This window comes from Nocardia sp. CC213A (assembly GCF_030766805.1).
Taxonomy (GTDB): Bacteria; Actinomycetota; Actinomycetes; order Mycobacteriales; family Mycobacteriaceae; genus Nocardia; species Nocardia otitidiscaviarum.
Genome location: NZ_JASFXA010000024.1, coordinates 47,467 through 72,239 on the forward strand (window position 1 = coordinate 47,467; position 24,773 = coordinate 72,239).

Below are 24,773 nucleotides of genomic sequence, written 5' to 3' on the forward strand. Positions count from 1 at the left end.
TCGATGCAAATGTCCAGGTAATCCGACTTTCCGGTCATATCATTGCTCTATGCCCACCAATCGGATCGAGGGGCGTACCGCGGTGTTCGCCGAGTGGGCTTGGCAGACACTGCTGGTGATCGGCGTGTGCTCCGCCGTGCTCGGGCTGGCGACGGCGGTCTGGCCGAACAAGTCCACCACCGTGGCGGGCACCCTGTTCGGGTTGGTCCTCCTCGCCACCGCGGCGGTGCAGGCGATCGTTGCATTAGGTGCGAACATACCGACCGCGCTGCGGTTCCTGGAGTTCTTCAGCGCCCTGCTGGCGGCCGCCCTGGCGTACTGGTGCTTCGGCAGCGGCGAATGGGTTCCGCTGCTGGGCATGTGGGTGGGCATGGGCTGGATGGCGCGCGGTGTGGTGCTGGCGCTGGTAGCGGCCTGGTCGGACGAACTCGCGGGCGCGGGACGGCAGGAAGCGGTCGGACTGACCACGACGGTCGTCGGCATCGCGGTGGCCGTGGTGCCGTTCCAATCCATCGCCACCCTGTCGGTGGTGGTCGGCCTGTTCACCCTCGCGCTGGGCGTCTCCGAGGTGCTGACGGCCGTGCGGCTGGAGCGCACCGCCGATCAGATCGTCGGTACGTACTGATCCGTCCCAGCGGGGCCTCCGGAGATCCTTGGGATGCCCAATGGTTGCGGGTAGCGTTCCGGGCGAGATCGCGATCCGGTGACCGACCACCATCCATCAGACGGAGGAACCCTTGCCGACCGAAACGGCGTACCGCACCGAACAACCGGTGATCGACTTCCCGCTGCCGCCGCGCCCGGACGGTGAGGCGTACGAGGCGAGTTGGGCGGTCCGCCTGGCCGACACCGATACTCGGGAGCGGCTGCGTCTCGACGGCATCGCGCGCTACGCCATGGATATCGGCTACGACCAGTTGCGCGCCGCCGAGGACGGGCATCTGCATCCGGCCTGGCTGGTGCGGCGCACGGTGATCGACGTGCTGCGGCCCATTCGGTTCGGCGACCGGGTGCGGTTGCGGCGCTGGCCGTCGGCGCTGTCCAACCGCTGGTTCAACGCGCGCATCCAGATCCACAGCGATCAGGGCGGCGTCGTCGAGGTCGAGCAGTTCCTGATCAATGTGGACCCGCAGGCGGGACGTCCGGCCCGCATGACCGACCGATTCATGTCGCCCATGCTGGCGGTGACCACCGAACACCGGCTGCGCTGGAAGGCCGCGCTGCACGAGCAGACCACCCCCGCCACCGACGCCCGCCCCTTCCCCCTGCGCGCCACCGATTTCGACCGCCACGACCACGTGAACAACGCCGTGCACTGGCAGGCCGTGGAAGAGGCCCTGACCGACCATCCGGATTTGCACGCGCGACCGCACCGCGCCATCGTCGAACACGTCGGCCCGGTCATGTCCGGCAACGACGTGACCATGCACAGTTGGCGCGGCACGAACGACCTGCACATACAGCTCGAAATCGACGGCACCGCACGGACTCTCGCCAGCGTCGCCGCCCTGCCCTGAGGATTGGCATCACCCGCCGGGCACGGATTCCGGCTGGTGCCGCAGTGGGGTGGACCGGGGATGCGGTCCGATTGCCAGCCGTTTAGGGTGCGTGGGTGGCGTCGACTTCGTCACCGGCGACCTCGCTGCCTGACCAGTTCGATCACAGCGACAGGAAACCTCGATGAGCGGGTCTGGCGGCGGCGAGATCATCGCGCGAATGCTGCACGCGGCCAAACGCCTCGCCGACGCGCTTGTCGCCAGAGCGGCTCCGCGAATCAGCGCGATGTACGGCCAATTCCCGCAGGAGACACGGGTCGCCCTGGAAGGGGCCACAGCCACGGACAAGCAGCTCGCATCCGAGTTGGACCGGAGTGATTCGGGGCCACACACGGACCGGAATACCGCTGCCACACAGCCGGACTCCGAGCGGCCGCAGTCCTCGTCCGGTGTGCCGGACGTAGATGCGGACGGGCCTCTCATGCTCAGCGGGCGCCAGGCGTTGGAGGATCTGGTCGCACGATACGGCGACCGGATCGTCTTCCACGGCACCCGCGACGCGATCCGCACCCTCGAACCGCGTCAGACCAGCTGGGGTGACGAGGCCGGAAGACGCTACCCCGACGGTCCACCCGCCGTCTGCGCTGACACCCATTTCGACATACCCATCTTCATGGGGCTGTTCAAGGGACGATCCCTCTTCGCATACGGTCTCGACGAGGATGGCGGCGGATACAAGGTCAAAGGCGCTGGCACCGACGACTTCCGCGACCTCACCGCCCATGTCCACGTCATCGACAGGAGGCACTTCCAACAGGTCGAGTTGGGCGCTCCCGAGGGCTGGCCGCATCCCCTGGACGTGTCCCGCCCCCCCGGAACTGAGGGCGACGACCGAGGTCGAGCCGTTCGCTATCGTCAAGGTGACGATGGCCGACTTTCCCTACCCGATCGGTGACTTCGACACGTGAGCCGTCCTGCCACCAGCGGCACGCCGCCCGCACTGCCGCGTGCGCTCGTATCTCCGAATGCCGGCTCGTCGCACGGTCACTCGGTCGCCGTGAACGCGCCGATGAGCCGCCCGGCGAATTCGGGCGCGTCGGTTCGGGTCCCGTTGTGCGCCCCCGGGAATTCGACCAGCTCGCGGCCGAGACGCTCGGCGATCAGCTCGGCCGGACGGTACGGCAGGCAGCCTCGGGTCTCCCGTCCCGCCGCCAACACCAGTCGCTCCGACACTGCCGCCAGCGCGGCGTAATCCGGGACGTAGGAGGTGAATTCGCGCAACTCGTGCTCGATCATGCGCGGAGCGTTGGCCGCCAGGCGATCCCAGAGGGCCGCGGCGCGCGGACTCAGCTCCGAGACCTCGGGTGCGGGCTTCATAGCCGGGCCGATTCCGGCGAGGAAGCGGGCCCCGGCGGCGGCGACACCTTCGACCCGCAGGAGGTCGTACACCTCGTCGGTCATGGCGCGATGGACCTCGGCATCGGGCAGCACGGCGAAGCATGGCGGCTCGTGTGCGACCAGTGTCCGCACCTGCTCGGGATGGCGGGCCAGCAGGTCCAGGCCGACGATGGCACCGTTGCTGGTGCCGAAAACGAAGGCGGGCTCATCGCTCAGGTGCGCGAGCAGCCGGTGGGCGTCGTCGCTCTGCACGGCAACCCGCTGTCGCTCCGGGTGACCGCTGTCCAGGGTGCTGCGGGAGTAGCCGCGCGGGTCGAGTGCGGCGACGGTGAAATGCCGCTCGAGGACCTCGGCCATGGCGTCGAAGACGCCCGCGTCTCCACCGCCGCCGGGGATCATGAGCACCAGCGGTCCGCTGCCGCGCACCTCGTAGTAGATGGTCGCGCCGGGGGTTTTCAGGGTGCCGGATCGAACCGTCCCGGATCTCATTGTCCGTGCTCCTTATCGGTGTGCCGCCACTGCTCGAGTGTGCGGTGCAGGGCGTCGAGGATGTGTTCCCACGACGTGTCGGTGGGGCGGGGGTGGGCGAAGCCGCCGGCCGCCTCCAGGGTGGCGAAGCCGTGGAAGGTGCTGCGGAGCAGGCGAACCGCGTCGGTGGCCGCGGGCTCGTCGAGTCCGTACCCGCGCAGCAGGGCGGTGGTGAGTTCGATCGTGCGCAGAAAGGCGGGGTGGTCGCCCACCTCGGCAGGGTCCAAGCGCATCTGGGTGGCGGCGTAGCGGCCCGGGTGGTCGAGCGCATAGCCGCGATAAGCCCCGGCGAACCCGAACAGCGCGTCCCGCCCCGACCGTCCCGCCACCGCCGCCGCGATGCGATCGGCCATCTCACCCGATGCCAGCAGCGCGATACGCACCCGCAGGTCGTGCAGATTGCGCACATGTGCGTACAGGCTCGGGTCCTTGACGCCGAAGCCCCGCGCGACGGCGGACAGGGTGACCTTGTCGAACCCGATCTCGTCGGCGAGTTCGGCCGCCGCGCTGGTGATTCGCTCGGCGCTGAGCCCTGCGCGCGGGGACATGCGACCCCCTTCTTCCTATGACTATTAGGTTTCAACCTAACACAATTAGGTTCGAAGTATGCGTGCCCTGCCGCATGTCGAGGGTGCGGCAGTGCCGCACGACACACCTGTCGGGTTGCTGATCTAGGACAGTTTCCGACCTGCGGCGACTCTAGGTTGAGGTCATGAACGCCGACATCATTCCCTTCCGGATTCAGATTCCGCAGGCTGAGCTCGATGATCTGCGTGACCGTTTGGCCCGCACCCGTTCGCCGTATCCGGTGCCCGGCGCGGGCTCGCGGTGGGACCACGGCATCGCACCGGACTACCTGCGCGAGCTGGCCTCGTACTGGGCCGACGGATTCGACTGGCGCGCACACGAAGCCGACTTGAACACGCTGCCGCATTTCGTGACCGAGATCGACGGGCAGACCATCCACTTCCTGCACCTGCGCTCACCCGAACCCGACGCCACCCCGCTGCTGCTCAACCACAGCTATCCGACCTCGTTCGTGGAGTTCCTCGCCGCGAGTGGGCCGCTGACCGATCCCCGCGCCCACGGCGGCGACCCGGCGGATGCCTTCCATCTGGTGATTCCGTCGCTGCCCGGATTCGTGTTCTCGAGCCCGCTCTCGGCGGGCGGCTGGAACCTCGACCGGACGGCGTCGGCGTTCGGGGAGCTGATGACGCGGCTGGGCTACGACCGCTTCGGTGTCGAGGGCGGCGATATCGGCGCGGGGGTCACCGGCCGAGTCGCCGCGCTGCTGCCCGCGCGGGTCATCGGCGCCCATACGCACGGTGACCGGCTCCAGGTCGGGATGGTCGGCGAGGACCTCCCCGTTCCCGTGGGACTCGACGCCGAGGAGCGCAAGCAACTCGAAGCGGCGCAACGGAGTTGGGCACAGATGAAGGGGTATCGGGTGCTGCATTCGACCGAACCCAACGCGCTGTCGGCCGGGCTGGCCGATTCCCCGATCCTGCAGTTGGCGTGGATCGCGGAGAAGTTCGTGGAGTGGGCCAATCCCGCGACCCCGATCAGCCGGGAGAACGTCCTGATCACCGCCAGCCTGTACTGGTTCACCCGGACCGGGCCCGCGGCCGCCGACTTCTACTGGGAGATGGCGCATGCCGAGAACACCGGTTGGGGCGGGTCCTCGCCGGTGCCCCAAGGCCAGTCCCTGTTCTACAGCGATCCGTTCGTACGTAAGGTTCTCGGCGCCGGTGACGCCGTCGCCTTCTTCCGCGCACACGCCGAGGGCGGGCACTTCCCCGCCTTCGAAGTCCCCGATCTGTTCGTCGACGACATCCGCACCGTCTTCCGGCTACTGCGCCGGTGAATTCCGGTGGCGACGGGTGCTCAGGCTGCCGGGCGCATCGCGCTCCGGTATCGGCGGGACCACGGTGTGCGCGGATGGCGGGCCAGCAACTGGATGCTGAACGCGAGGAACTCGGCGCTGGCCTGCGCGTTGCGCGACAGTTCGGCCGGCGCGAGCCCGACATGGGAACGCGGCACCCCGGGCGCGAACCGTGCCAGCCGTGGCGGCGCGGCCGCGGCCGCAGGGGAGTGACCTTCTTGTTGAAGATGCGGGCGAAGTCCATGGCGAGCGCGTCATCGCGGGCGGCGAGCTCGAACAGGGCATCGGCCGAACCGTCGGGCAGCTGCGGTTCTCCGAGAAGTGATTTGGCCCAATACATCTGCCAGGCGTCGCGGTCGCGCCAACGCCACCATGCCGCGAGTTCCTCGTCGAGGTCACCGCCGGGTGACAGGCCGTCGATCAGCCGCTGGGCCAGGTGTTCGGCTTGGCGGAACGCATCGGACTGCCCCTGCCCCAGGGAGTAGTCCTTGAAATGCCCGGCGTCGCCGACCAACGCCCAGCCGGGCCCCGCTGACGCACGGAAATAACTGTGCCACTTCTGCAATACCCGGATCGGTCCGACGCGCGTCGCGCCCTCGACCGCGGCGGCCAGTTCGGGAACTCCTTCGTGACCCGGCGCGCACCCACGAAGAAGCGACATCACGCTCCGTGGTCCACACCGACCGGCAAATGTGTTGCAGACAGTCACACATAAGAGTGCGGTGGGCAACCCCGAACCGATCACAAAGCAATCGCTGCTGGTCCGGCCCCATGTGTTGGCTTCCGCGCGATTACTACCGGAACCCCTTCATATGCGGCTCGTAGTCCCGAGGTATCAGATGGCGGTGTCGCGGTTGACCCGCGCGGTGGATGTGAGAGTGGGTGGTGGGACATAGCGTTGCCCCATGTCCGGTTCGCCTGCCGCATCGTCCAGTGTTCGCCGTATCGGAGAAATCGATATTCTGCGGGGATTCGCGTTGTTCGGGATCCTGATCACCAACGTCGTGGTCCTCACGACGGTGCTGTCGTTCACCGGCACGGACGACGACCCGCGTCACCTCTACGACGGGACGATCGACCGGTTCGTCTACGCGATCGTCGACGGGCTGTTCATCGGCCGGTTCTACCTGCTGTTCGCCTTCCTGTTCGGTTACTCGTTCACGCTGCAGATCACGGCGGCCGAGCGGGCGCGAGCGCGGCCGGTGCCACGGCTGCTACGGCGGTGCCTGGCCCTGTTCCTGATCGGTCTCGCACACGTGATGCTGCTCTGGTTCGGCGATATCCTCACCCTCTACGCGGCGCTGGGGCTGATCCTGGTGCTGCTGCGCAAGATCCGGCCCCGGACGGCGTTCATCGCGGGCGTGGTGCTGTACCTGGTGTTCGTGGCGTTCTCCTTCCTGCCCGGCAGCGGCGAAATCGAAGGTCTGCGTGCCGTCTTCGACCTCCAGGCCATGCGGGCCGGATACACCGGCAGTCCCGCCGACACCTTCCACGCCCAACTCGACATCGCGCCGGCGTTCATGTTCCTCATCTGGCTCACGCAGGGCGTTCCGAGCCTGGGCATGTTCCTCATCGGCATGGCGGCCGGGAAGCGGCGGATCTTCGAGAACGCCGACCTGCTGCGCCGCTGGACGCGCGTAGGGCTCGCCGCGGGCGGGCTCGTCGGGCTGCCGGTATCGCTCGCGACCCTCTTCTTCGCGGCCACGGACGGCAGTCTGCCCCCGCACTGGTACGGCGTGCAGGAGTTGGTGAATCCGGTGGTGACGCTCGGCTACATGGCAGCCGTCGTCTGGTTGGCGCGCGGCCGCTGGGCGGGCGGGATCGCGTGGCTGGCCCCGGCCGGTCGCATGGCGGCGAGCAACTACATCCTGCAATCGGTGGTGATGATGCTGGTGTTCACCGGGTACGGGCTGGCCTTGGCGGATCGGGTCGCCCCCGCCGTCGCGGTGGGTATCGCGCTGTTGACCTACCTGATGCAGCTGCGGTTCAGCGCGTGGTGGTTGCGCGGTCACGGCTACGGTCCGGTCGAGTGGTTGCTGCGCGCGGCCACCTACCGGGAGTGGCCGCGCTGGCGACGAGAGGTCGCCGCCGCGCCGAACCGCTGATTCGGCCCGTATCCGAGACCGCGTTCGCCCGGCGCTGCCTCGGCGCGATGGGTTTACGCTGCCCGCGCACCGACGCAGCCATCCGCGACGGGCTCGACAGCCCTTTCCCCGCGATATCGAGATCCCGGACGATGTCGTCGTCGATATCCGCGCCATGACCTACACGTCGTTCACCGACTCGGCTGCGGAGTCCAGGCGCTATCGCGGAGCACGTCCGATCCCGAACCGGTTGGCGGGCATGACTATTCCGATGCTGGTCGTCTTCGGAGTCGAGGACGGGCACACTGACGCTGGCCGACGTCGGTCACACCCCCATGCTGGAGGATCCGGAGACGATCGCGACGCTGCTGCTGGCCTTCGCCGCCACGGTCGACGTCGGCTGAGCATCGCCGCGCCGACCTCCTATCTGCCCGACACGTGGAAACCTCGATCCGCTGCGGGTATGTTGAACAAGCACAGGTAGTTCGAGCCGCCGTGCCGTATCGCGGCGATGGCTGCGGACTGATCGCACAGCGGAGGGATAGGGGCGTGTGATGGGGCGCGCCGACGAACCGGGCCCACATATCACCAAGTGCAACGGCCACGAAGCTCGGTGGTGCCGGATCGACGGTGAGGTGCACGTCTTGAGCGTGCATCTGCAGAATCAGCCGGAACAGGTGTTCCCGGAGCCGGTAATCCTGGGCACCGCTTACGATTTCATGCCGCTCGCGCTCTGGAAGCAGGTTCAGCGGGACCGGGGTGCGGACCTGTCCTGACGAGCGTCGGCCGGGCGCGGTGGCCGGATGGGAGCACCGTGAACGAACCGCTGGCGGATCGGCAGCCAACCAGTCACGAACGCCGGTCGGGCCTGTCCTGGGACGAGTCGTATCGGGACGAACCCGCCCCGTGGGACACCGGTCGCCCGCAGCCGGCAATCGTACGGCTGGCGGCGGCGGGGGCGTTCGGTCGCACCGTCCTCGACGCGGGCTGCGGAACCGGTGAGAACACACTCCACATCGCCGCTGCCGGGGCCGCGGTCCTGGGCGTGGACGTGGCCGAGACCGCCATCGCCATGGCCCGGCGCAAGGCGACCGCCCGTGGACTCCACGCCGAATTCGCCGTGGCCGACGCCTTCCGGCTGCACCTGCTGCACCGCACCTTCGACACCATCGTCGACAGCGGCCTCTTCCACACCTTCGACGCCGACGAGCGAACGGCCTACGCGCACAGCCTCACATCGGTGACCACCCCCGGCTCCCGACTGTTCATCCTCTGCTTCGGCGACAACGGCCCCGACCTCGGCCCGCACCCCGTGAGCCGCGACGCGCTGGCAGCCCCCTTCGACCACGACCCCGACTGGCACGTCGCCGACATCGCACCGGAGATCATCGAAACCCGATTCACCCCGGACGGCGCACCCGCCTGGCTCGCGACGGTCGAACGGCTCGCGGGATAGGCCACGCCGCCGAAACACCGTCGCTCGGTGGCGCTTCCGGCCGGGTGGCGCAATCGCTGCCCGATGGCGAGCTGATGCAGCCGCAGCAGGCCGCTCCCGACATCGGATTCGGCGTATCCGGCTCCGAGAACGGCGATGCGGGGTTCAGGACACGGCTCATCCCGGTCTGAACGAGGGTTCACTCGGCGAGGTAGCGCAGCAGTACCGCGGTGCTGAAGTGTCGCGTTTCGGCCAAGCGCAGCGGGATGTGCTTGTCAAGGGGCGGGAACATCGGAGTGCCGCCGCCGAGCAGGATCGGCGAGACGAACAGTTGGTACTCGTCGATGAGGCCGTGGGGGAGCAGTGCGGCGGCCAGACTCGCGCCGCCGACCTCCATGACGCCGTCGCCTCCCGCCTTGAGCGCGCGGACCTCCTCGACCCCGTTCTCTCGAACCAGGGTGCTGTTCCAGTGGACTTCGGTCAGGGTCCGGGAGAAGACGACCTTCGGTTTGCCGGTCCAGAGCTCGGCGAAATCGCGTTCGATGGGTGGAGCGTCCTCGGGGACGTGCGGCCAGTAGTCGGCCATCAGCTCGTACATGCGACGGCCGTGCAGCGAGATCTCGAGCTCGCGGAAGCGGTCGTTGTGGAACTGGTGCAGTTCGTCGTCCGGGGTGGTCCAGCCGATGCCGCCGTCGCGGTCGTTCATGTAGCCGTCCAGGGATACACCGTAGGTGTAGACAAGTTTCCGCATAATCCGGTAGACCTCCCGCGGGCTCGACATTCATCGGTGCTCGTGCAACCTCCCGTGTACATCATCGAAGCGTGAGGTGGGTTTCGGAGTCGACGTGGGTGAGTTTGCGCGGATTGCGGACATAGAAGAGGCCGGTGATGTGCGCATCCTCGACGTGGACGGCGATGACGCCGTCGAGTTCGCCGTCCGCGTACAGGGCGAGTGCGGGACCGCCGTTGACCGTGGCCGGCTCGACGGTGATCGTGATATCGGTGGTGGTGAGCGTCTTGGTGAGCCCGCCGACGATGAAGCGGGATACCTTGTCGGCGCCGTGGATCGGCCGCGGAGACGCCTGTTTGATGCCGCCGCCGTCGCTGATCGCCACCACGTCGGGGGCGAGCACCGCGAGCAGTCCGCTCAGGTCCCGCGTTTCCAGGGCGTGCCGGAATGCCTCGACGGCGGCCTCGGCCTGGTCGGCCGTGACCGTGCGGCGCGGACGTCGGGCCTCGACGTGGCGGCGGGCGCGATGGGCGATCTGATGCACGGCCGCGGGGGTCTTGTCCACCGCGGCCGCGATCTCGTCGTAGCCGATCCCGAAAGCCTCGCGCAGCACGAACACGGCCCGCTCGGTCGGGGTCAGCGTCTCGAGTACCAGCATGAGCGCCATCGAAACGCTTTCGGCCAGTTCAACATCCGCCGCCACATCCGGGGTGGTCAGCAGCGGCTCCGGCAGCCAGGACCCCACGTACGATTCCCGGCGGCGTTTCAACGACCGCAGTCGGTTCAGTGCCTGCCGGGTGGTGATCCGCACCAGGTAGGCACGCGGATCGGCGACCTCCGCCGCGTCCACCTTCACCCAGCTCAGCCACGTCTCCTGGAGCACGTCCTCGGCGTCGGCGGCCGAGCCGAGCATTTCATAGGCGACGGTGAACAGCAAATTGCGTTGGGCGAGAAAGGTCTCCGTCGCGGCGACGGCGATGCGGGGGTCGGCGGGCACGCCGGACCGCCGGGGTCGGCCGGGTTCGCGCGTGGTGTCCATCGGGTTCGCTCCCGTCCTATGCGACGGGTGCCGTGGCGTCGCCGCGCTGGGCCAGCAGGGCCGGTCGATGCCTGCCGTCCTTGGGCCAGTGGTGCGAACCGGGCTTGTCCGCCTCCGTCACCAGATGTTCGACGCTGGCGGCGCAGGAGAACTCCTTCAGTGTGCGGCCCGCGAATCCGGTGAAGTACAGCGGCAGTGCGGTGTCGTCCTTGCGACCGAGCTGGAAGATGCCGGCGCGGCGGCCGAAACTGATGCACATGGCGGGGAAGGACAGGTCGATCGGCGTCGGCCGCTCACCCGCGATCCGGTGCAGGACGGTGTCGGCGGCGTGCGCGCCCAGGCAGCCCGCCGCGTAGGCGCTCATTCGGAACGGCAGATCCGAGGGTGCAGACGCGTCACCCGCCGCGACGATCCGCTCATCGTCCACGCTGGTCAGAGTCTCGTCCGTGAGCAGTCGCCCCGCGGCATCGGTGCGCAGACCGCTGCGCGCGGCCAGCTCCGGCACCCCGAACCCCGCGGTCCAGATGGTGACCCGGCTCGCCAGGGTGCGACCGTCCCGCAGTTCCACGGCGTCCGACGTCACCGCGGCGACCGCGGTATCCGGACCCTCCAGCAGGCCGACGCCGAGCTTGGTGAGGTACGTGCGCGCGGTGCGGCGCGCCCGCGGGTGCAGATACGGCCCGAGGTCACCACCGCAGATGAGGGTGACGCTGCGCCCCTGCTCCGCCAGTTCCGCGGCGGTCTCGATCCCGGTCGGCCCGCCCCCGACCACCGTCACCGCCGCCGACATCGGCGTGTCGAACAGCGCCGAGCGCAAGCGCCGCGCCGCCTCCAATGTGGCTATCGGATAGGCGAACTCGGCCGCGCCCGGTACCCGCGGCCCCGCGCTGCCGCTGCCCACCGCGTAGACGAGATAGTCGTAGCCGATCCGGCCGCCCTCGGCCAGCGTCACGCCGCGTCCGGCCGCGTCGATGCCGGTGACGTTGTCGACGACCAACCGGACGCCCTCGGCGAGCACGTCCCGGTATTCGACGACCGCGTCGTGGGTACCGCCCACCAGCTGATGCAGTCGCAGCCGCGGAACGAAGACCGACCGTGGATTGATCACGGTCACCGTCACGTCGTCGCGCTGGGTCAGGCGATTGGCCGCCATGATCCCGGCGTACCCGCCGCCGACCACGACCACATCGATGTTCTCGCCCATGATGTCTCCTTCACTCCGAGGGGTTCACGCACCAGACACCGCAGTCCCGAGTTTCCTGACGCGATGTGACTCAGATCACTCGCGGCACCGACGCGTGTTCACGGGGTTCCGGACCGGCGGGTTTCGATCATTCACCGCTATCGTTGCCCCATTGCGGTAATGCCTTGGAAATTTCTTCGACCAAGAAGGCATCGAGTTCGGTGTCGGAAAGTTCACCAGTCCCATCCGTCCACCAGCCCCCGATGCACTGAACCGCTGGGTAGGGTAGGGAGAATGCGCTCCGCATCACATCCATCAGTTCGGGTGTCGATACGTTCGGGTAAAGGCTGATGATCTCTCGCAGAATTCGAGAGGGGGACAGGCCCCCCTGGTGCATCTGGATTACCAGTGCAATTGTCCGCTCGCCTATTTCCCGTTTGTCTAAAATCGGATCACGATCGTTCATCGTGTGAACTCTACCTCCACGGTTGTGTACGATCCAGGATCGCCCTGAGCGTTCAGGAGTCGTACTGCTCGATAGCCTGCGCTTGCTGCCTGCTTCCCCGTCCATGTCTGCGCCGCCGCGACCTCTGATGACAATCCGCGAGCGGTGAGTTCGTTGAAGCGGGCGAGATTTGAACCCCACTGCCAGTTCCCCAGTATCGAGGTGAATTTACCTTCAAAGAATTTCATGATGGCCCGGAACTGCTCTGCGCCCTTCAATAGTTCCGAGCGCTGCCCATTTTCCAGTTGGGTTCGAATGGTCATGTAGAGCTCGCCGCCCGGGCCCACTGTGCCTTCGGAATAGAGCCGCGGACTCGTCGGATCTTGTTTATAGTACCGCTGACCTGGAATGGACCGGTCTATCAGAAGCGGCGGTGCCGGGGCACTGTCTTCGAGTGGATTCGATCCCGTGCCATCGGGACTCAGCCCCTCACCGGCTTTCTCGATCTCACGCCCGCCCCGCTCGGCGGCACTGGCGATTCTGCTGCGTGCCGCGCGGACCTCCTCGGCCAGGTCGCCCAGTGTGCCGTGCAGGTGAGGACCGGTCTGGCGGCTGAGAAGTATGACCATGTCGGCCGCTATCCGCCTCAACTGCCGCAATACCTGTTCCCCAGGCCCACCCGTCATCACCGACCGCCGTCACCGTGGACTACGGGTCCGGGTGCGGGCCTCATCTGCCGACGAATGTGTCGCTCGCTCATATTCCATCGGGCACCTAATTTCCGAAGTAGTTGTCAGACAGTTTCTGATAGAAGGGATAGTATTCCTGATACCAAAACGAATTCGGGTGGTTGATGCTGTCGGCGATTATGAGACGCGCCTCTTGGCGGGATATCGCGCCACTGGCATGGCTATTGTAGGCGACCTCGACGGCGAATTGTATGCCGTCTCCGCCTCTGTCAAAAGGTCGGATATCCGGACCGCCGTTCTCCGAGATTTCTCTCCGCACCTGCGCGGACATTAGTTCAGCCTCGGCTTCATCGACGAATGCATTGTACAGATGCTCATCTATCCACTGCTCGCGTGTCATATCCTTTGTAGGAGGCTTTATCGAAAGGGTTACGTCGCTCTTCCTGGCGTGTCCGGCCTCATGAGCCAGGTAATCTGTCAGCAGCAGATTGTCTCCCTTCACAGCGATGTCGATGTTGATCAACTTTTGATCTCGTACCGCGTAAAATCCGCTGCCTTTCGGTCCCCATCGAATGATCCAGCCATCCGCTTCCAAATCCTGCAAAGCCTTCTCCAGCGTGGGAGACAATTCGACGAGCGCGTCCACTTCCTGAACCGGTCCGTCGCTGGAAGGTCCCGCCTGTCCTGCGCTGTCACTGGCCAGGATCTGGTAGCCCCACAATCCAGCGGAGGTCGTCCATGCGATCGTCGAAGCACGCTCCCAGGTGAACTTCGGTGCATTGCGTTGATCAGCGCTGTTCAGCCCGGTAGCCGTGTTGCGCAGTCCGCCGCTGCCGGCCCGGTAGCGGGTGACGAAGCCCTCGCCGGCCCGCCGCAGCAGGTTGCTGGTACGGCCGGCGATTTCTTCGACGAGTTGCGAGACTCGGCTCATGGCGTCTCGTGCACGCTGATTGCGCGAAGCGTCCTAGCTCCCGCGGTGAACTGTAGGTACAGCGTTCTGGGACCGCGCCTCTCCTGGAACGAGATGATTCCCTCTGGTGGTATCCGAGGGTTGACGCTGACCTGCTCGGAGGAAAGGTGGAAACGAGTCGTGAGATCGGTCTGGGTGATTCGGCATCCCGCCGAGACATGCATTGTCACCAAGCCCTTCGGGGGACCGGACAACGTACGAGATCCACGGAAGGTGATTGTCGACAATGGACCCGTCTCGGGGTGTGCCTCGAATTCGCGCACGTGAGGATTGGTGCAGGGCACCTCGAGCAGCGTGACCGAGCACGCCTCGGAGAGAGAGTCCGGCGTGAAAGGACCCTGTACGGCCAGAATCCGGTCGACAATCCTGCTGATCTCGCCTGCGCCTCCGGGCGTCACGATGCGCCTCGACGAGTGTGCGGCAAAGCTGGATCACTTGATTCCGACAGTGAAATCCCATCCCGACGAAAGCGGTTTATCCGGGATTCGCCGGGCGCTTTGCGCGACGGACATCCGGCAAGTCGGATGTCTGCAACTCGCGGCCACCTGGCACGCTGCTGCGGCTTCAGTTCTCGCATGGCGCCCGCTCGATCTCGGACTCATGACGACCCAGCAGCGTCGATACCGCGGCCCAGCAGCCGATTTCGAAATGATCCACAGCAACCCCATCCCTCCGGCACTACCCGAACGAGACCGAATCCTCGTCTCGAGGAGGCCGTGCCATGCACCTGATCCTCCCGCAGGAGGGGCGATCTCAATCCGTCGGCGCTTCCCAGCGCCGGGAAGCGCTGATAGAGAAATGGCGGCTTCTGAGGCGGCTTTTCGCGCGGGCCTTGCCCATGCCCTCGCGGGTGCGTAGGTGGTTGAGGTTGGCCTCGAATCCTGCGACCATCGCGAGGGTTTGCAGGAACAGCGACGCAGCAACACCGTTGCTACTTTGCCCAGCAAACTCAGGTGACCACGTGGTGGCTACAGGCGTAGCGCCGAGCGCATCAAAGTGTCCAATTCCTTGCCCAGTTCGCGGATGTCGAAATCATTCTCGAAAAGCACCGCTACTTCACCGACAGCCAGTTCGGGCGACGAACACAAGGCGGTGTCGAAGCCGTTGCCTGTCAACCACAGCATCTCTGTCGAGTCGATGACATCCTCGCGGTTCCAGTCGGGGATGGCACCCAGCCAGCCCGCCCATGTTGCGAAAGTCGACATATGCGACGGCTGGGCAAGGCCGTAGGATTCGCCGTCGAGCATGGTGAACCCAGGGTGCACATCCGTGAGAAACCGGTGCACCGCCGGTGGCAGCGTCTCCCAGAACGGTGGCGTCGGTCCGGTGAAGGTGTGCGGATCCCATCCCACCCATACCACCGTGTCGCCATCGGCGTCTTCGACGAAATAGAGCAGAGCCTGACCCTCCGAGTGCCATCGGCAGACGTGCACGTCACATAGTCGGGCATGCAGTTCGGCGGCGAAATCCGGCACCAGGTCCAGGAAATCGGAATTCCAGCGTCGCAGCGCCAACCGTACTCGCTCCTCACGATCGCCTGCCGTGTCGATCTCGTGGAACGGTTCGGTCGCATGGGCGTCCGGCACATCGAACATGAACACGATCGGGCCGTCGCCTCGATCGCCACCCAACAGTTCCTCGAGTTTGTGCGTGCCCGAGACCATCGTTGGGGCACCGTATTCGAGCTGGTCGAGCAACTGCGACTCGCCTGCGGCGGCCGATGAAACTGCGCGGTGCAGGTCCGATCGCACCCGGTTCTCCAACTGCACCTGCTCGACCTGGTAGTCGGGGTCGATCCCTGTCAGCATTGCGGCACTTCGGCCGCGTTGCATCCAGTACACCGGCCGTGACACCCACTGCATGTTCGCTGACGTGTGGGTGACACGCCACATCTGCTCCGGCGTGAGATCGATGAATCCTGGGATATGCATGAGCTCCGACAGCGGGATGATGCGCGCCGCGACGACTGCGGAGTCGAACTTGCCCGGGCCGATATTCCCCCCCGTACCGCAACTGCCCCTGCATAACCTCGAACCTTTCTCCGACTGACAGCGTCACGACGGAAAGGTTGTCAAGATGGCCCGAACGCGCCGCGTCCTCCGCTGCTTGCGGCCCATTGTGGCAGCACCCGACACTCATTCCCTGAGAGACCTTCCCAGCCATGGGGGCCGTATCCCTTCGAGCTGCCTAACCGCTGTCACCCGATCGTGCAGCAGTCCCTTTCGGCTTCGGAACGAAGTGTGGTCGCTGCCGGTATCCCCGGCTCACACCATTTGCAGCGCACACCCCACGGCCCAGCGGCGGCTGTGTGAGGATGGGCGGCGTTCGTTCAGCTCGGTACGTGAGGAGCAGTTGGTGAGAGTTCGATACCTCGTGGGATTGCCGGTGGCCGTCATGGCCATGATGCCGATGTTCGGGTTCGCCGCCTCGGGCACCGCGCAGGCTCGGGTGCAGACCTACAGTTGCACCGCCGAGTCGTGGGGCGGCGAGCAGCTCGGTCCGTTGACCGTCGAGTCGAAGTACGGTGTGCGCGCGGCCAAGGGGCTGGCCAAGACGGAATGGCGCGGGGAGGCCAAGTACTCCAGCATCGAATGCACGCCCGTCTAGTGCAGCCGGCACCGCCGTCGAACACATCGGGCCCGCCGCGACGATCGCGGCGGGCCCGATGTGTGTGTGAGAGAGGCTAACGGGTGAACACCGCCGCCTGCTCGGCGAGATCCAGCAGAGGCTGCGGGAAGATGCCGAGTACCAGGGTGGCAGCCGCGGTGGCGGCGATGACGGTGGTGGTGAGGGTCGGGTAGACGAGCGTCGGCGGGTCCTCCGGCGGGTCGGTGAAGAACATGAGCACGATGACGCGGACGTAGAAGAACGCCGCCACCGCGCTGGTGACCACGCCGACGATGACCAGCGGGGTGGCTCCGCCCGACGCCGCCGCCTCGAAGACCGCGAACTTGCTGATGAAACCGCTGGTGAGCGGGATGCCCGCGAAGGAGAGCAGGAACAGCGCGAAGATCGAGGCCAGCCAGGGGGAGCGGCGGCCGAGCCCGGCCCAAGCGGACAGCGTGGTCGCCTCGTCGCCGTTGCGGTCGCGGATCAGGGTCACCACGGCGAAGGCTCCGATGGTGCCCAGGCCGTAGGCGGCCAGGTAGAACAGCACCGACGAGATACCCGCGGTATTCGCCGCCACCAGCGCCGTGAGGATGAAGCCCGCGTGCGCGACCGACGAGTAGGCGAGCATGCGCTTCATATCGGTCTGGGTGATGGCCAGTACCGCGCCCACGATCATGGTCGCGATGGCGACGGCCGCGAGGATGGGCCGCCAGTCGTCCCGCAGCCCGGGCACCCCGACGTACAGCACGCGCAGCAGCGCGCCCACCGCGGCGATCTTGGTGGCTGCGGCCATGAAGCCGGTGACCGGAGTAGGCGCGCCCTGGTAGACGTCCGGCACCCAGGACTGGAACGGCACCGCGCCGATCTTGAACAGCAGGCCGACCGCCAGCATGGCCACGCCGAGAATGGCGAGCGTGCGCTCACCGCCGTCGCGCGAGATCGCCTCGGCGATGCCGGACAGGCGCACACTGCCCGCGTAGCCGTACAGCAGGGCCATGCCGTACAGGAAGAACGCCGACGAGAACGCCCCCAGCAGGAAATACTTCAGCGCCGCTTCCTGGGAGAGCAGACGCCGCCGCCGGGCCAGCCCACACAGCAGGTACAGCGGCAGCGACAGCACCTCGAGCGCCACGAACATGGTGAGCAGGTCGTTCGAGGCCGGGAAGAGCATGAGCCCGCCCACCGCGAACATGGCCAGCGGGAACACCTCGGTGGTGGCGACACCGGCCCGCGCGGCCGCGAGTTCGTCGCTGCTGCCGGGAGTGGCGGCGGCCTGCGGGGTGAAGGCGTCCACGCCCTGGGACGCGGCCAGGCTCCAGGTGCCGGGGCCTTCCCGGCGCACCGGATTCCGGTCGGCGCGCCGCTCGGCGAGCAGCAGCAGGCCGAGGATGGACACCACCAGGATCGTGCCCTGGAGGAACAGTGTCACCCCGTCGATGGCGACCGCGCCGACCACGGCGGTGGCCTCGGTGCCGCGCAGTCCGATGACCGCGCCGAGCGCCACCGCCAGACCGCCGAGGCCGAGCGCCAGATGTGAGCCATAGCGGAACCGCCTGGGCAGGAACGCTTCCACCAGCACCATCACCACGGCCACGCCGAAGACGATGAGCATGGGGGACAGGTCCCGGTACTCGATGCTGGGCGCGGGGACGGCCGCGGCGAGCCGCGCTTCGGATACCGCGGCGAGCCGCGCTTCGGATACCGCGGCGAGCCGCGCTTCGGATACCGCGGTGAGCCGCGCATCGGATACCGCGGCGAGCAGCGAATCAGGTACCGCTGCGAAAAGGGGAGTACCGCTCACTTGTGTGCACCTCCGCTGTGCGTGGATTCGGTCGCGGCCTCGGGCTGCACGGCCGGTGCCGGATCCTGCTTTCCGATGGTGGTGAGCGTGCGCGCCACGGCCGGGTCGATGGCGTCCAGCGCCGGTTTCGGGTACGCCCCCAGGAAGATCAGCGCTCCGATCAACGGCACCACCACCGCGAGTTCACGCGGCAGCAGGTCGTAGATCTTGTCGCTGCCCTCCTTCACCGGCCCGGTCATCATGCGCTGGTACATCCACAGCACGTACAGCGCGGCGAGCACCAGTGCGCTGGCGGCGAAGACGGCCGCGACCGGGTAGCGCGTGAAAGTGCCGACGAGCACCAGGAATTCGCTGACGAACGGCGCCAGTCCGGGCAGCGACAGGGTGGCCAGTCCGGCGATGAAGAACGTTCCGGCCATGATCGGCGCGACCTTCTGCACCCCGCCGTAGTCGGCGATGACGCGGGTGCCCCGGCGCGACACCAGGAATCCGGCGATGAGGAACAGCGCCGCCGTCGAGATGCCGTGGTTGACCATGTACAGCGTCGCCCCGGATCCGGCCTGGCTGGTCATGGCGAAGATGCCCAGGATGATGAAGCCGAAGTGCGAGATCGAGGTGTAGGCGATGAGCCGCATGACATCGGTCTGCCCGATGGCCAGCAGGGCCCCGTAGATGATGCCGATGACCGCGAGCACGCTGATGATCGGCGCGTAATCCGAGGCGGCGGTGGGGAACAGCAGCAGGCAGTAGCGCAGCATGCCGAAGGTGCCGACCTTGTCCACGATCGCCATCATGAGCACCGCGCTGGCCGGGGTGGCGGCCACGGCGGCATCGGGCAGCCAGGTGTGCAGCGGCCACAGCGGGGCCTTCACCGCGAAGGCGAACATGAAGCCGAGGAAGATGGCGTTGAGCACCGCCGGTCCGGCCCCGAGCTGTCCGGTGTTGGCGGCCTCCATGACGGCCCGGAAGTCGAAGGTGCCGTTCTCGCCGCCGATGCCCTCGCGCACGGTGAGCACGTACAGCCCGATCACCGCAGCCAGCATGATCAGCCCACCGAACAGGTTGTACAGCAGGAATTTCACCGCCGCCCGGGAGCGCTGCTGCCGCAGTGCCACATCGGTGATGCGCGGCCCGAATCCGCCGATGAGGAAGTACATCGGGATGAGCATCACTTCGAAGAACACGTAGAACAGCAGGATGTCCAGGGCCGTGAAGGACACCAGCACCATGGCCTCGACCACCAGGGTGAGCGCCATGTAGTAGTGCGTCACCCGGGGTCCGCTGCCCACCGCGCGTTCGTCGTTCCATCCGGCGAGGATGAGCAGCGGCACCAATCCGGCGGTGAGCAGCACCAGCACCAGGGCGATGCCGTCCATGCCGACGGTGTATCCGGCCCCGAAAGCCGGTATCCACTCGTGTGATTCGACGAATTGGAAGTGCTCACCACCGGGCACGAACCGGGTGGCGAGCCAGATCCCGATGCCGAGGGTGCCGAGCGAGACGAGCAGCGCCCAGGCGCGGGCGGCGGTGCGCCAGGCTCCGGGTATCAGCAGGGTGAGCGCGGCACCGGCGAGCGGTGTCACCCACAGCGTTGTCAGCCAAGGAAACTCGCTCACAGGTACCTCACCGCCAGCAGGGCGGCGGCCACCAGGGCCGCGCCGGTGAACATGGACAGGGCGTAGGACCGCACGAATCCGGTTTGCGCGCGCCGGATTCGAGCCGACAGGCCACCGATGACGGCGGCGGTGGTGTTGACCAGGCCGTCGATCCCGCGATTGTCGACGAAGACCAGCGAACGGGTCAGGTGCTGGCCCGGCCGCATGAACGCGGCCTCGTTGACGGTGTCGTGGTAGAGATCGCGGCGCGCGGCCACGGTGAGCGCGTTGCCCGCGGGGGCGAGCACCGGGATCTCTCGTGTGGCGTACTGGTCGTAGGCCACCCACACACCCGCCGCGACCACCGCGAGGGCGAAGAAGGTGATCATCCAGATCGGCAGCACGGGTTCACCGTGATGCGATCCGACCACCGGCGCGAGCCAATTCTGCAGTGATGAACCGAAAGCCAGCATCGCGCCCGAGGCGACCGAGCCAAGCGCCAGCAGGCTCATCGGCCCGGTCATGCTCACCGGCGCTTCGTGCGGGTGCGCGTCTTCGTGCCAGCGCTTCTCGCCGAAGAAGGTGAGCAGCATGACGCGGGTCATGTAGAAGGCGGTGACGCCCGCGCCGACCAGCGCCGCGATACCGGTCACCCAGCCGCCCCAGCCGCCGTAGGCGAAGGCCGATTCGATGATGCGGTCCTTGGAGAAGAAGCCCGCGAACGGCGGCACCCCGATGATCGCCAGGTACCCGAGTCCGAAGGTGATGTAGGTGATCGGCAGGATCTTGCGCAGGCCGCCGTAGCGACGCATATCGGTTTCGTCGTTCATGGCGTGCATGACCGATCCGGCTCCGAGGAACAGCCCGGCCTTGAAGAAGCCGTGCGTCAGCAGGTGCATGATGGCCGCGGCGTAACCGACCGGCCCCAATCCCGCCGCCAGCACCATGTAGCCGATCTGACTCATGGTGGAGGCGGCCAGGGCCTTCTTGATGTCGTCCTTGGCGCAGCCGATGATCGCGCCGTAGAGCAGCGTCACCGCACCGACCGCCATCACCGCGGCCTGCGCGCCGGGTGCCAGGTCGAAGATGGCGTTGGATCGGGCGATCAGGTACACACCGGCGGTGACCATGGTGGCCGCGTGGATGAGCGCGGACACCGGGGTCGGGCCCTCCATGGCGTCCCCGAGCCAGGATTGCAGCGGCACCTGCGCGGATTTGCCGCACGCGCCCAGCAGGAGCAGCAGGCCGATGGCGGTGAGGGTGCCCTCGCCCGCCGCCGACGCGGCCCCGAACACGGTCTGGAAGTCCACGCTGCCGAAGGTCGCGAACATGATCATGAGCGCGATGGCGAGGCCGATATCGCCGACCCGGTTGACCACGAACGCCTTCTTGGCGGCGGTCGCGGCCGACGGCTTGTGGTACCAGAAGCCGATCAGCAGATAGGAGGCGAGGCCGACGCCCTCCCAGCCCAGGTACAGCACCAGGTAGTTGTCGGCGAGCACCAGCACCAGCATGGCGGCGAGGAAGAGGTTCAGGTAGGCGAAGAAGCGCCGCCGCCCCGGATCGCCGTTCATGTAGCCGACCGAGTAGAGGTGGATGAGCGATCCGACTCCGGTGATGAGGAGTGCGAAGCACATCGACAGCTGATCGAGTTGCAGGGCGAAGTCGACATTCAGCCCGGTGACCGGCACCCAGCTGAAGAAGGCGTGGTGCACGGCACGGTCGCCGTCGGCGCGGCCGAGCATTTCCACGAACGCCCACACGGCGACGCCGAACGAACCCAGCGCCAAAAGGGTGCCGACCCAGTGGCCCCACCTGTCGCTGAATCGTCCGACCAACAGCAGGAATACGGCACCGGCCAGCGGCAGTGCGGGCAGCAGCCACAGCGTCATCGTCTGCGTATCCATATCAGTACCGCAGCAGATTCGCGTCGTCGACCGAGGTCGAGCGGCGGGCACGGAAGATGGTCATGATGATGGCCAGGCCCACCACGACCTCGGCGGCGGCGACCACCATGGTGAAGAAGGCGAACACCTGCCCGTCGAGATTGCCGTGCTGGCGGGCGAAGGTGACGAAGGCCAGATTCACCGCGTTGAGCATCAACTCGATGCACATGAACACCACGATGGCGTTGCGCCGCACCAGCACACCGGCCGCGCCGATGGTGAACAGTAGTGCGGACAGATACAGGTAGTTGTCCGGATTCACCGCGTGCCTTCCTCGTCCGAACTGTCGGAGTGGTTGTGGCCGTTGCCGTTCCCGTCGCTGACCGAGAGCGCGGCGGCTTCGTTGTGGGCGCGCCGTCGGCGGTGCCGCAGGATGGTGCTGACCGACTGCTCCTCGAACGAGCCGTCGGGCAGCCGGGCCGGGGTGTCGACGGCGTTGTGGCGGGCGTACACGCCGGGCGTGGGCAGCGGCGTGACCCGGGTGCCGTCCCGGAATCGCTGCTTGGACAGTTCGCGCTGATCGGTGCGCGGCCCGAACTTCTCCCGGTGCGCCAGCACCATCGCGCCGATGGTGGCCGTGATCAGCAGTGCGCCGGTGAGTTCGAAGGCCCACACGTACCGCACGAAGATCAGTTCCGCGAGCTGGGCGACGGTGTAGTCCCCGCCCAGTCCCGGTCCGGTGGCGGCCACGCTGGTCTCGTTCATGCCGCGCGAGATGGCGGCCATGAGCAGCAGCCCGAACCCGAGTCCGACCACGATCACGGCGATCCGGTGGCCGCGCAGGGTCTCCTGCAGCGACTCGGCCGAGTCCACGCCGACCAGCATGAGCACGAACAGGAACAGCATCATGACCGCACCGGTGTAGACGACGATCTGCACCACGCCCAGGAACAGCGCGTCCTGGGCGATGTAGAACACCGACAGGGTGATCATGGTGGCGGCCAGGCACAGTGCCGAGTGCACCGCCTTGCGGGCGCACACCATGCCGAGCGCCCCGGCCACCGCGACGACGGCGAGAATCCAGAACATCACGGCCTCACCGGTGGTGGTGCGGGTGATGATCGGTTCCGCCTGGGCGAGCAGAGCACTCATCGCGCCTCTCCTTCCGCGCCGACCGCCGCGGGCGTGCGGGGCTCGGATTCGGTTGTCGCGCCGGGCACCTCACCCCGGTAGTAGGAGCCCTCGTCCGCGCCCGGGTACATGGCGTGCGGCGGGGCGAGCATGCCCTGCCGCAGCGGGGCGAGCAGATCCTGCTTCTCGAAGATGAGGTCGGCGCGATTGTCGTCGGCGAGCTCGTAGTCGTTGGTCATGGTGAGCGCTCGGGTGGGGCACGCCTCCACGCACAGACCGCAGCCGATGCAGCGCAGATAGTTGATCTGGTACACGCGGCCGTAGCGCTCGCCGGGGGAGAAGCGTTCGTCCTCGGTATTGTCCGCGCCCTCCACGAAGATGGCGTCGGCCGGGCAGGCCCAGGCGCACAGTTCGCAGCCGATGCACTTCTCCAGGCCGTCCGGATGCCGGTTGAGCTGGTGGCGTCCGTGGTAGCGGGGCGCGGTGGGCACCTTCACTTCCGGGTACAGCTCGGTATTCGGCTTCTTGAACATGGTGGAGAAGGTGACCCAGAATCCGGCGAGTGGTTCCAGTAGACCGGGTTTGGCGGCGCGGGCGCCGGTATCGGTCGGCATGGGCGGCACCGGGAAGTCCGAGTACATGCGGGTGGCGTCGGGATCGGGTGCGGCGGCGGCGCGGTCGTCGCCCGCGTGCCCGGCCCGCAGCACCAGTCCGATGAGCACGATGGCGACCACGATGCCGCCGATGACCATGCCGGGGGTCTGCACGTTCATGCCCTCGAGCTGGAGCACCCGCAGCGTGGCCACGAACATGACCCAGGCCAGCGACACCGGGATGAGCAGCTTCCAGCCCAGATTCATGAACTGGTCGTAGCGCAGTCGCGGCAGGGTGCCGCGCAGCCAGATGAACACGAACAGGAACGTCCACACCTTGGCGGTGAACCACAGCATGGGCCACCAGCCGGAGTTCGCGCCCTCCCACAGGCTGATCGGGAACGGTGCGTGCCAGCCGCCGAAGAACAGCGTGGTGGCCAGCGCCGACACCGTCGCCATATTGATGTACTCGGCCATCATGAACATGGCGAACTTGAGCGAGGAGTACTCGGTGTGGAAGCCGCCCACCAGTTCGCCCTCGGCCTCGGGGAGGTCGAAGGGCGCGCGGTTGGTCTCGCCGACCATGGAGACCGCGTAGATGAGGAAGGACGGCAGCAGCAGGAAGACGTACCAGGTGCCGTACTGGGCGTCCACGATGCCGGAGGTGGACATGGTGCCCGCGAGCAGGAACACCGCCGCGAAGCACAGCGCCATGGCGATCTCGTAGGAGATCACCTGGGCGGTGGAGCGCAGCCCGCCCAGCAGCGGGTAGGTGGACCCGGACGCCCAGCCCGCCAACACGATTCCGTACACGCCGACCGAGGCCATGGCCAGCACGTAGAGCACCGCCACCGGCATATCGGTGAGCTGCAACTGCGTGGTCTCGCCGAAGATGCTGACCTCGGGCCCGAACGGGATCACCGCGAACGCCATGACCGCCGGGATCAGCGAGATGACCGGCGCGAGCACGAAGATCGGCTTGTCCACGATGGCCGGGATGATGTCCTCCTTGAGGAGCATCTTCACGCCGTCGGCGATGGACTGGAGCGTGCCGCGCGGGCCGACCCGATTGGGGCCGACGCGCATCTGCATGAACGCCACGATCTTCCGTTCCGCGTACACCGCCAGCATGGGGGTGAGCAGCAGGAAGACGAAGATGCCGAGGGATTTGACCAGCACCAGCCACCAGGGGTCGTGGCCGAAGACACCCAGGGGGCTCGCGTCAGGCCCGGAGGCGGCAGCTTGCGTAACCACGGAGGGCCCCGCGAGCGCCCACAT

25 protein-coding genes and 2 pseudogenes are annotated in these 24,773 nt (G+C 67.0%); 10 read left to right on the forward strand and 17 right to left on the reverse strand.

What is annotated here, in order from left to right:
• Positions 1 to 49: 49 nt before the first annotated feature.
• The 3 genes from QJS31_RS32195 to QJS31_RS32205 all read left to right on the forward strand — a co-directional run bounded on the left by QJS31_RS32195 (position 50) and on the right by QJS31_RS32205 (position 2,451).
• A complete protein-coding gene (locus tag QJS31_RS32195) occupies positions 50 to 625 on the forward strand; it encodes a DUF308 domain-containing protein (protein WP_306358497.1) in 576 nt (191 codons plus the stop codon).
• A gap of 112 nt (positions 626 to 737) precedes the next feature.
• Positions 738 to 1,517: an acyl-[acyl-carrier-protein] thioesterase gene (locus QJS31_RS32200; protein WP_282777656.1), complete on the forward strand. Its 780-nt coding sequence runs from the start codon at positions 738 to 740 to the stop codon at positions 1,515 to 1,517.
• A 199-nt stretch (positions 1,518 to 1,716) separates the two neighbouring features.
• Complete coding sequence (locus QJS31_RS32205) at positions 1,717 to 2,451, forward strand: hypothetical protein (RefSeq protein WP_306358498.1); 735 nt, start codon at positions 1,717 to 1,719, stop codon at positions 2,449 to 2,451.
• An 89-nt stretch (positions 2,452 to 2,540) separates the two neighbouring features.
• On the opposite strand, the gene QJS31_RS32210 is transcribed toward QJS31_RS32205, so the two are convergent.
• Entirely contained in the window at positions 2,541 to 3,383 is an 843-nt protein-coding gene (locus tag QJS31_RS32210; RefSeq protein WP_306358499.1) for an alpha/beta hydrolase, read from the reverse strand.
• Positions 3,380 to 3,970, reverse strand: coding sequence for a TetR/AcrR family transcriptional regulator (locus QJS31_RS32215; RefSeq protein WP_306358500.1), 591 nt, complete (start codon positions 3,968 to 3,970; stop codon positions 3,380 to 3,382). Before QJS31_RS32215 ends, QJS31_RS32210 begins: the two co-directional genes overlap by 4 nt.
• Before the next feature lie 164 nt (positions 3,971 to 4,134).
• Here QJS31_RS32215 and QJS31_RS32220 point away from each other — a divergent pair, with 164 nt between their 5' ends.
• The 6 genes from QJS31_RS32220 (at position 4,135) to QJS31_RS32245 (ending at position 9,014) form a co-directional block, all read left to right on the forward strand.
• Positions 4,135 to 5,286: an epoxide hydrolase family protein gene (locus tag QJS31_RS32220; protein WP_306358501.1), complete on the forward strand. Its 1,152-nt coding sequence runs from the start codon at positions 4,135 to 4,137 to the stop codon at positions 5,284 to 5,286.
• A 199-nt stretch (positions 5,287 to 5,485) separates the two neighbouring features.
• Complete coding sequence (locus QJS31_RS32225; RefSeq protein ID WP_306358502.1) at positions 5,486 to 5,629, forward strand: hypothetical protein; 144 nt, start codon at positions 5,486 to 5,488, stop codon at positions 5,627 to 5,629.
• A gap of 580 nt (positions 5,630 to 6,209) precedes the next feature.
• Entirely contained in the window at positions 6,210 to 7,409 is a 1,200-nt protein-coding gene (locus QJS31_RS32230) for a DUF418 domain-containing protein (protein ID WP_282777668.1), read from the forward strand.
• Positions 7,410 to 8,032: 623 nt separating this feature from the next.
• Positions 8,033 to 8,164 carry a hypothetical protein gene (locus tag QJS31_RS32235; protein WP_255056020.1) on the forward strand — a complete coding sequence of 44 codons (132 nt, stop codon included), beginning with the start codon at positions 8,033 to 8,035 and terminating at the stop codon, positions 8,162 to 8,164.
• A 38-nt stretch (positions 8,165 to 8,202) separates the two neighbouring features.
• Positions 8,203 to 8,844, forward strand: coding sequence for a class I SAM-dependent methyltransferase (locus QJS31_RS32240; RefSeq protein WP_282777672.1), 642 nt, complete (start codon positions 8,203 to 8,205; stop codon positions 8,842 to 8,844).
• A gap of 44 nt (positions 8,845 to 8,888) precedes the next feature.
• Positions 8,889 to 9,014, forward strand: a complete 126-nt coding sequence (locus QJS31_RS32245) for a hypothetical protein (RefSeq protein WP_306358503.1) — start codon at positions 8,889 to 8,891, stop codon at positions 9,012 to 9,014.
• An 8-nt stretch (positions 9,015 to 9,022) separates the two neighbouring features.
• Here the strand turns inward: QJS31_RS32245 and QJS31_RS32250 are convergent, their stop codons facing one another.
• The 8 genes and pseudogenes from QJS31_RS32250 to QJS31_RS32285 all read right to left on the reverse strand — a co-directional run bounded on the left by QJS31_RS32250 (position 9,023) and on the right by QJS31_RS32285 (position 15,732).
• On the reverse strand, positions 9,023 to 9,574 hold the full coding sequence (locus QJS31_RS32250) for a dihydrofolate reductase family protein (protein WP_282777674.1): 552 nt from the start codon (positions 9,572 to 9,574) through the stop codon (positions 9,023 to 9,025).
• A 61-nt stretch (positions 9,575 to 9,635) separates the two neighbouring features.
• Positions 9,636 to 10,466 (reverse strand): RNA polymerase sigma-70 factor, encoded by an 831-nt coding sequence (locus QJS31_RS32255; RefSeq protein WP_372341746.1) that lies wholly within the window; start codon positions 10,464 to 10,466, stop codon positions 9,636 to 9,638.
• 142 nt (positions 10,467 to 10,608) lie between these two features.
• Entirely contained in the window at positions 10,609 to 11,796 is a 1,188-nt protein-coding gene (locus QJS31_RS32260; protein ID WP_306358505.1) for an NAD(P)/FAD-dependent oxidoreductase, read from the reverse strand.
• 127 nt (positions 11,797 to 11,923) lie between these two features.
• Positions 11,924 to 12,241 (reverse strand): hypothetical protein, encoded by a 318-nt coding sequence (locus tag QJS31_RS32265; RefSeq protein ID WP_282777680.1) that lies wholly within the window; start codon positions 12,239 to 12,241, stop codon positions 11,924 to 11,926.
• Complete coding sequence (locus QJS31_RS32270) at positions 12,238 to 12,849, reverse strand: hypothetical protein (protein ID WP_282777682.1); 612 nt, start codon at positions 12,847 to 12,849, stop codon at positions 12,238 to 12,240. The genes QJS31_RS32265 and QJS31_RS32270 overlap by 4 nt, the downstream gene beginning before the upstream one ends.
• A 145-nt stretch (positions 12,850 to 12,994) precedes the next feature.
• Positions 12,995 to 13,840: a hypothetical protein gene (locus tag QJS31_RS32275; protein WP_282777684.1), complete on the reverse strand. Its 846-nt coding sequence runs from the start codon at positions 13,838 to 13,840 to the stop codon at positions 12,995 to 12,997.
• 848 nt (positions 13,841 to 14,688) lie between these two features.
• A pseudogene (locus QJS31_RS32280) lies at positions 14,689 to 14,791 on the reverse strand (resolvase); the annotation flags it as partial.
• A 56-nt stretch (positions 14,792 to 14,847) separates the two neighbouring features.
• On the reverse strand, positions 14,848 to 15,732 hold the full coding sequence (locus QJS31_RS32285) for a hypothetical protein (RefSeq protein ID WP_306358506.1): 885 nt from the start codon (positions 15,730 to 15,732) through the stop codon (positions 14,848 to 14,850).
• 502 nt (positions 15,733 to 16,234) lie between these two features.
• Between QJS31_RS32285 and QJS31_RS32290 the strand changes: the two genes are divergently transcribed.
• A complete protein-coding gene (locus QJS31_RS32290; RefSeq protein WP_306358507.1) occupies positions 16,235 to 16,486 on the forward strand; it encodes a hypothetical protein in 252 nt (83 codons plus the stop codon).
• A 76-nt stretch (positions 16,487 to 16,562) separates the two neighbouring features.
• On the opposite strand, the gene nuoN is transcribed toward QJS31_RS32290, so the two are convergent.
• From nuoN to nuoH, 7 genes and pseudogenes are all read right to left on the reverse strand, one after another.
• Positions 16,563 to 18,101, reverse strand: coding sequence for an NADH-quinone oxidoreductase subunit NuoN (gene nuoN / locus QJS31_RS32295; RefSeq protein WP_372341747.1), 1,539 nt, complete (start codon positions 18,099 to 18,101; stop codon positions 16,563 to 16,565).
• Positions 18,102 to 18,286: 185 nt separating this feature from the next.
• Positions 18,287 to 19,906: an NADH-quinone oxidoreductase subunit M gene (locus QJS31_RS32300; RefSeq protein ID WP_306358509.1), complete on the reverse strand. Its 1,620-nt coding sequence runs from the start codon at positions 19,904 to 19,906 to the stop codon at positions 18,287 to 18,289.
• Positions 19,903 to 21,792, reverse strand: a complete 1,890-nt coding sequence (nuoL, locus tag QJS31_RS32305; protein ID WP_372341743.1) for an NADH-quinone oxidoreductase subunit L — start codon at positions 21,790 to 21,792, stop codon at positions 19,903 to 19,905. Before nuoL ends, QJS31_RS32300 begins: the two co-directional genes overlap by 4 nt.
• A 1-nt stretch (position 21,793) precedes the next feature.
• Positions 21,794 to 22,093, reverse strand: a complete 300-nt coding sequence (gene nuoK, locus QJS31_RS32310; RefSeq protein ID WP_029927508.1) for an NADH-quinone oxidoreductase subunit NuoK — start codon at positions 22,091 to 22,093, stop codon at positions 21,794 to 21,796.
• A complete protein-coding gene (locus QJS31_RS32315; RefSeq protein WP_306358510.1) occupies positions 22,090 to 22,923 on the reverse strand; it encodes an NADH-quinone oxidoreductase subunit J in 834 nt (277 codons plus the stop codon). Before QJS31_RS32315 ends, nuoK begins: the two co-directional genes overlap by 4 nt.
• The gene (nuoI, locus tag QJS31_RS32320) at positions 22,920 to 23,516 is read right to left on the reverse strand and encodes an NADH-quinone oxidoreductase subunit NuoI (protein ID WP_280353917.1); all 597 of its coding nucleotides are present in this window, start codon (positions 23,514 to 23,516) and stop codon (positions 22,920 to 22,922) included. The genes QJS31_RS32315 and nuoI overlap by 4 nt, the downstream gene beginning before the upstream one ends.
• Positions 23,511 to 24,773, reverse strand: a pseudogene (nuoH, locus tag QJS31_RS32325) (NADH-quinone oxidoreductase subunit NuoH); the annotation flags it as partial. The gene nuoI and the pseudogene nuoH, both read right to left, overlap by 6 nt.

What these genes read in the sequence shown, in the direction of transcription:
- QJS31_RS32265 (WP_282777680.1), bottom strand. Translation starts at nt 12,241, where the DNA reads ATGAACGATCGTGATCCGATTTTAGACAAACGGGAAATAGGCGAGCGG.
- QJS31_RS32210 (WP_306358499.1), bottom strand. Translation starts at nt 3,383, where the DNA reads ATGAGATCCGGGACGGTTCGATCCGGCACCCTGAAAACCCCCGGCGCG.
- QJS31_RS32220 (WP_306358501.1), top strand. Translation starts at nt 4,135, where the DNA reads ATGAACGCCGACATCATTCCCTTCCGGATTCAGATTCCGCAGGCTGAG.
- QJS31_RS32260 (WP_306358505.1), bottom strand. Translation starts at nt 11,796, where the DNA reads ATGGGCGAGAACATCGATGTGGTCGTGGTCGGCGGCGGGTACGCCGGG.
- nuoL (WP_372341743.1), bottom strand. Translation starts at nt 21,792, where the DNA reads ATGGATACGCAGACGATGACGCTGTGGCTGCTGCCCGCACTGCCGCTG.
- QJS31_RS32205 (WP_306358498.1), top strand. Translation starts at nt 1,717, where the DNA reads ATGCTGCACGCGGCCAAACGCCTCGCCGACGCGCTTGTCGCCAGAGCG.
- QJS31_RS32315 (WP_306358510.1), bottom strand. Translation starts at nt 22,923, where the DNA reads ATGAGTGCTCTGCTCGCCCAGGCGGAACCGATCATCACCCGCACCACC.
- QJS31_RS32230 (WP_282777668.1), top strand. Translation starts at nt 6,210, where the DNA reads ATGTCCGGTTCGCCTGCCGCATCGTCCAGTGTTCGCCGTATCGGAGAA.
- QJS31_RS32250 (WP_282777674.1), bottom strand. Translation starts at nt 9,574, where the DNA reads ATGCGGAAACTTGTCTACACCTACGGTGTATCCCTGGACGGCTACATG.
- nuoI (WP_280353917.1), bottom strand. Translation starts at nt 23,516, where the DNA reads ATGCCGACCGATACCGGCGCCCGCGCCGCCAAACCCGGTCTACTGGAA.
- QJS31_RS32195 (WP_306358497.1), top strand. Translation starts at nt 50, where the DNA reads ATGCCCACCAATCGGATCGAGGGGCGTACCGCGGTGTTCGCCGAGTGG.
- QJS31_RS32275 (WP_282777684.1), bottom strand. Translation starts at nt 13,840, where the DNA reads ATGAGCCGAGTCTCGCAACTCGTCGAAGAAATCGCCGGCCGTACCAGC.
- QJS31_RS32215 (WP_306358500.1), bottom strand. Translation starts at nt 3,970, where the DNA reads ATGTCCCCGCGCGCAGGGCTCAGCGCCGAGCGAATCACCAGCGCGGCG.
- QJS31_RS32255 (WP_372341746.1), bottom strand. Translation starts at nt 10,466, where the DNA reads ATGCTCGGCTCGGCCGCCGACGCCGAGGACGTGCTCCAGGAGACGTGG.
- QJS31_RS32270 (WP_282777682.1), bottom strand. Translation starts at nt 12,849, where the DNA reads ATGGTCATACTTCTCAGCCGCCAGACCGGTCCTCACCTGCACGGCACA.
- nuoN (WP_372341747.1), bottom strand. Translation starts at nt 18,101, where the DNA reads ATGCTCATCGTCTTCGGCGTGGCCGTGGTGATGGTGCTGGTGGAAGCG.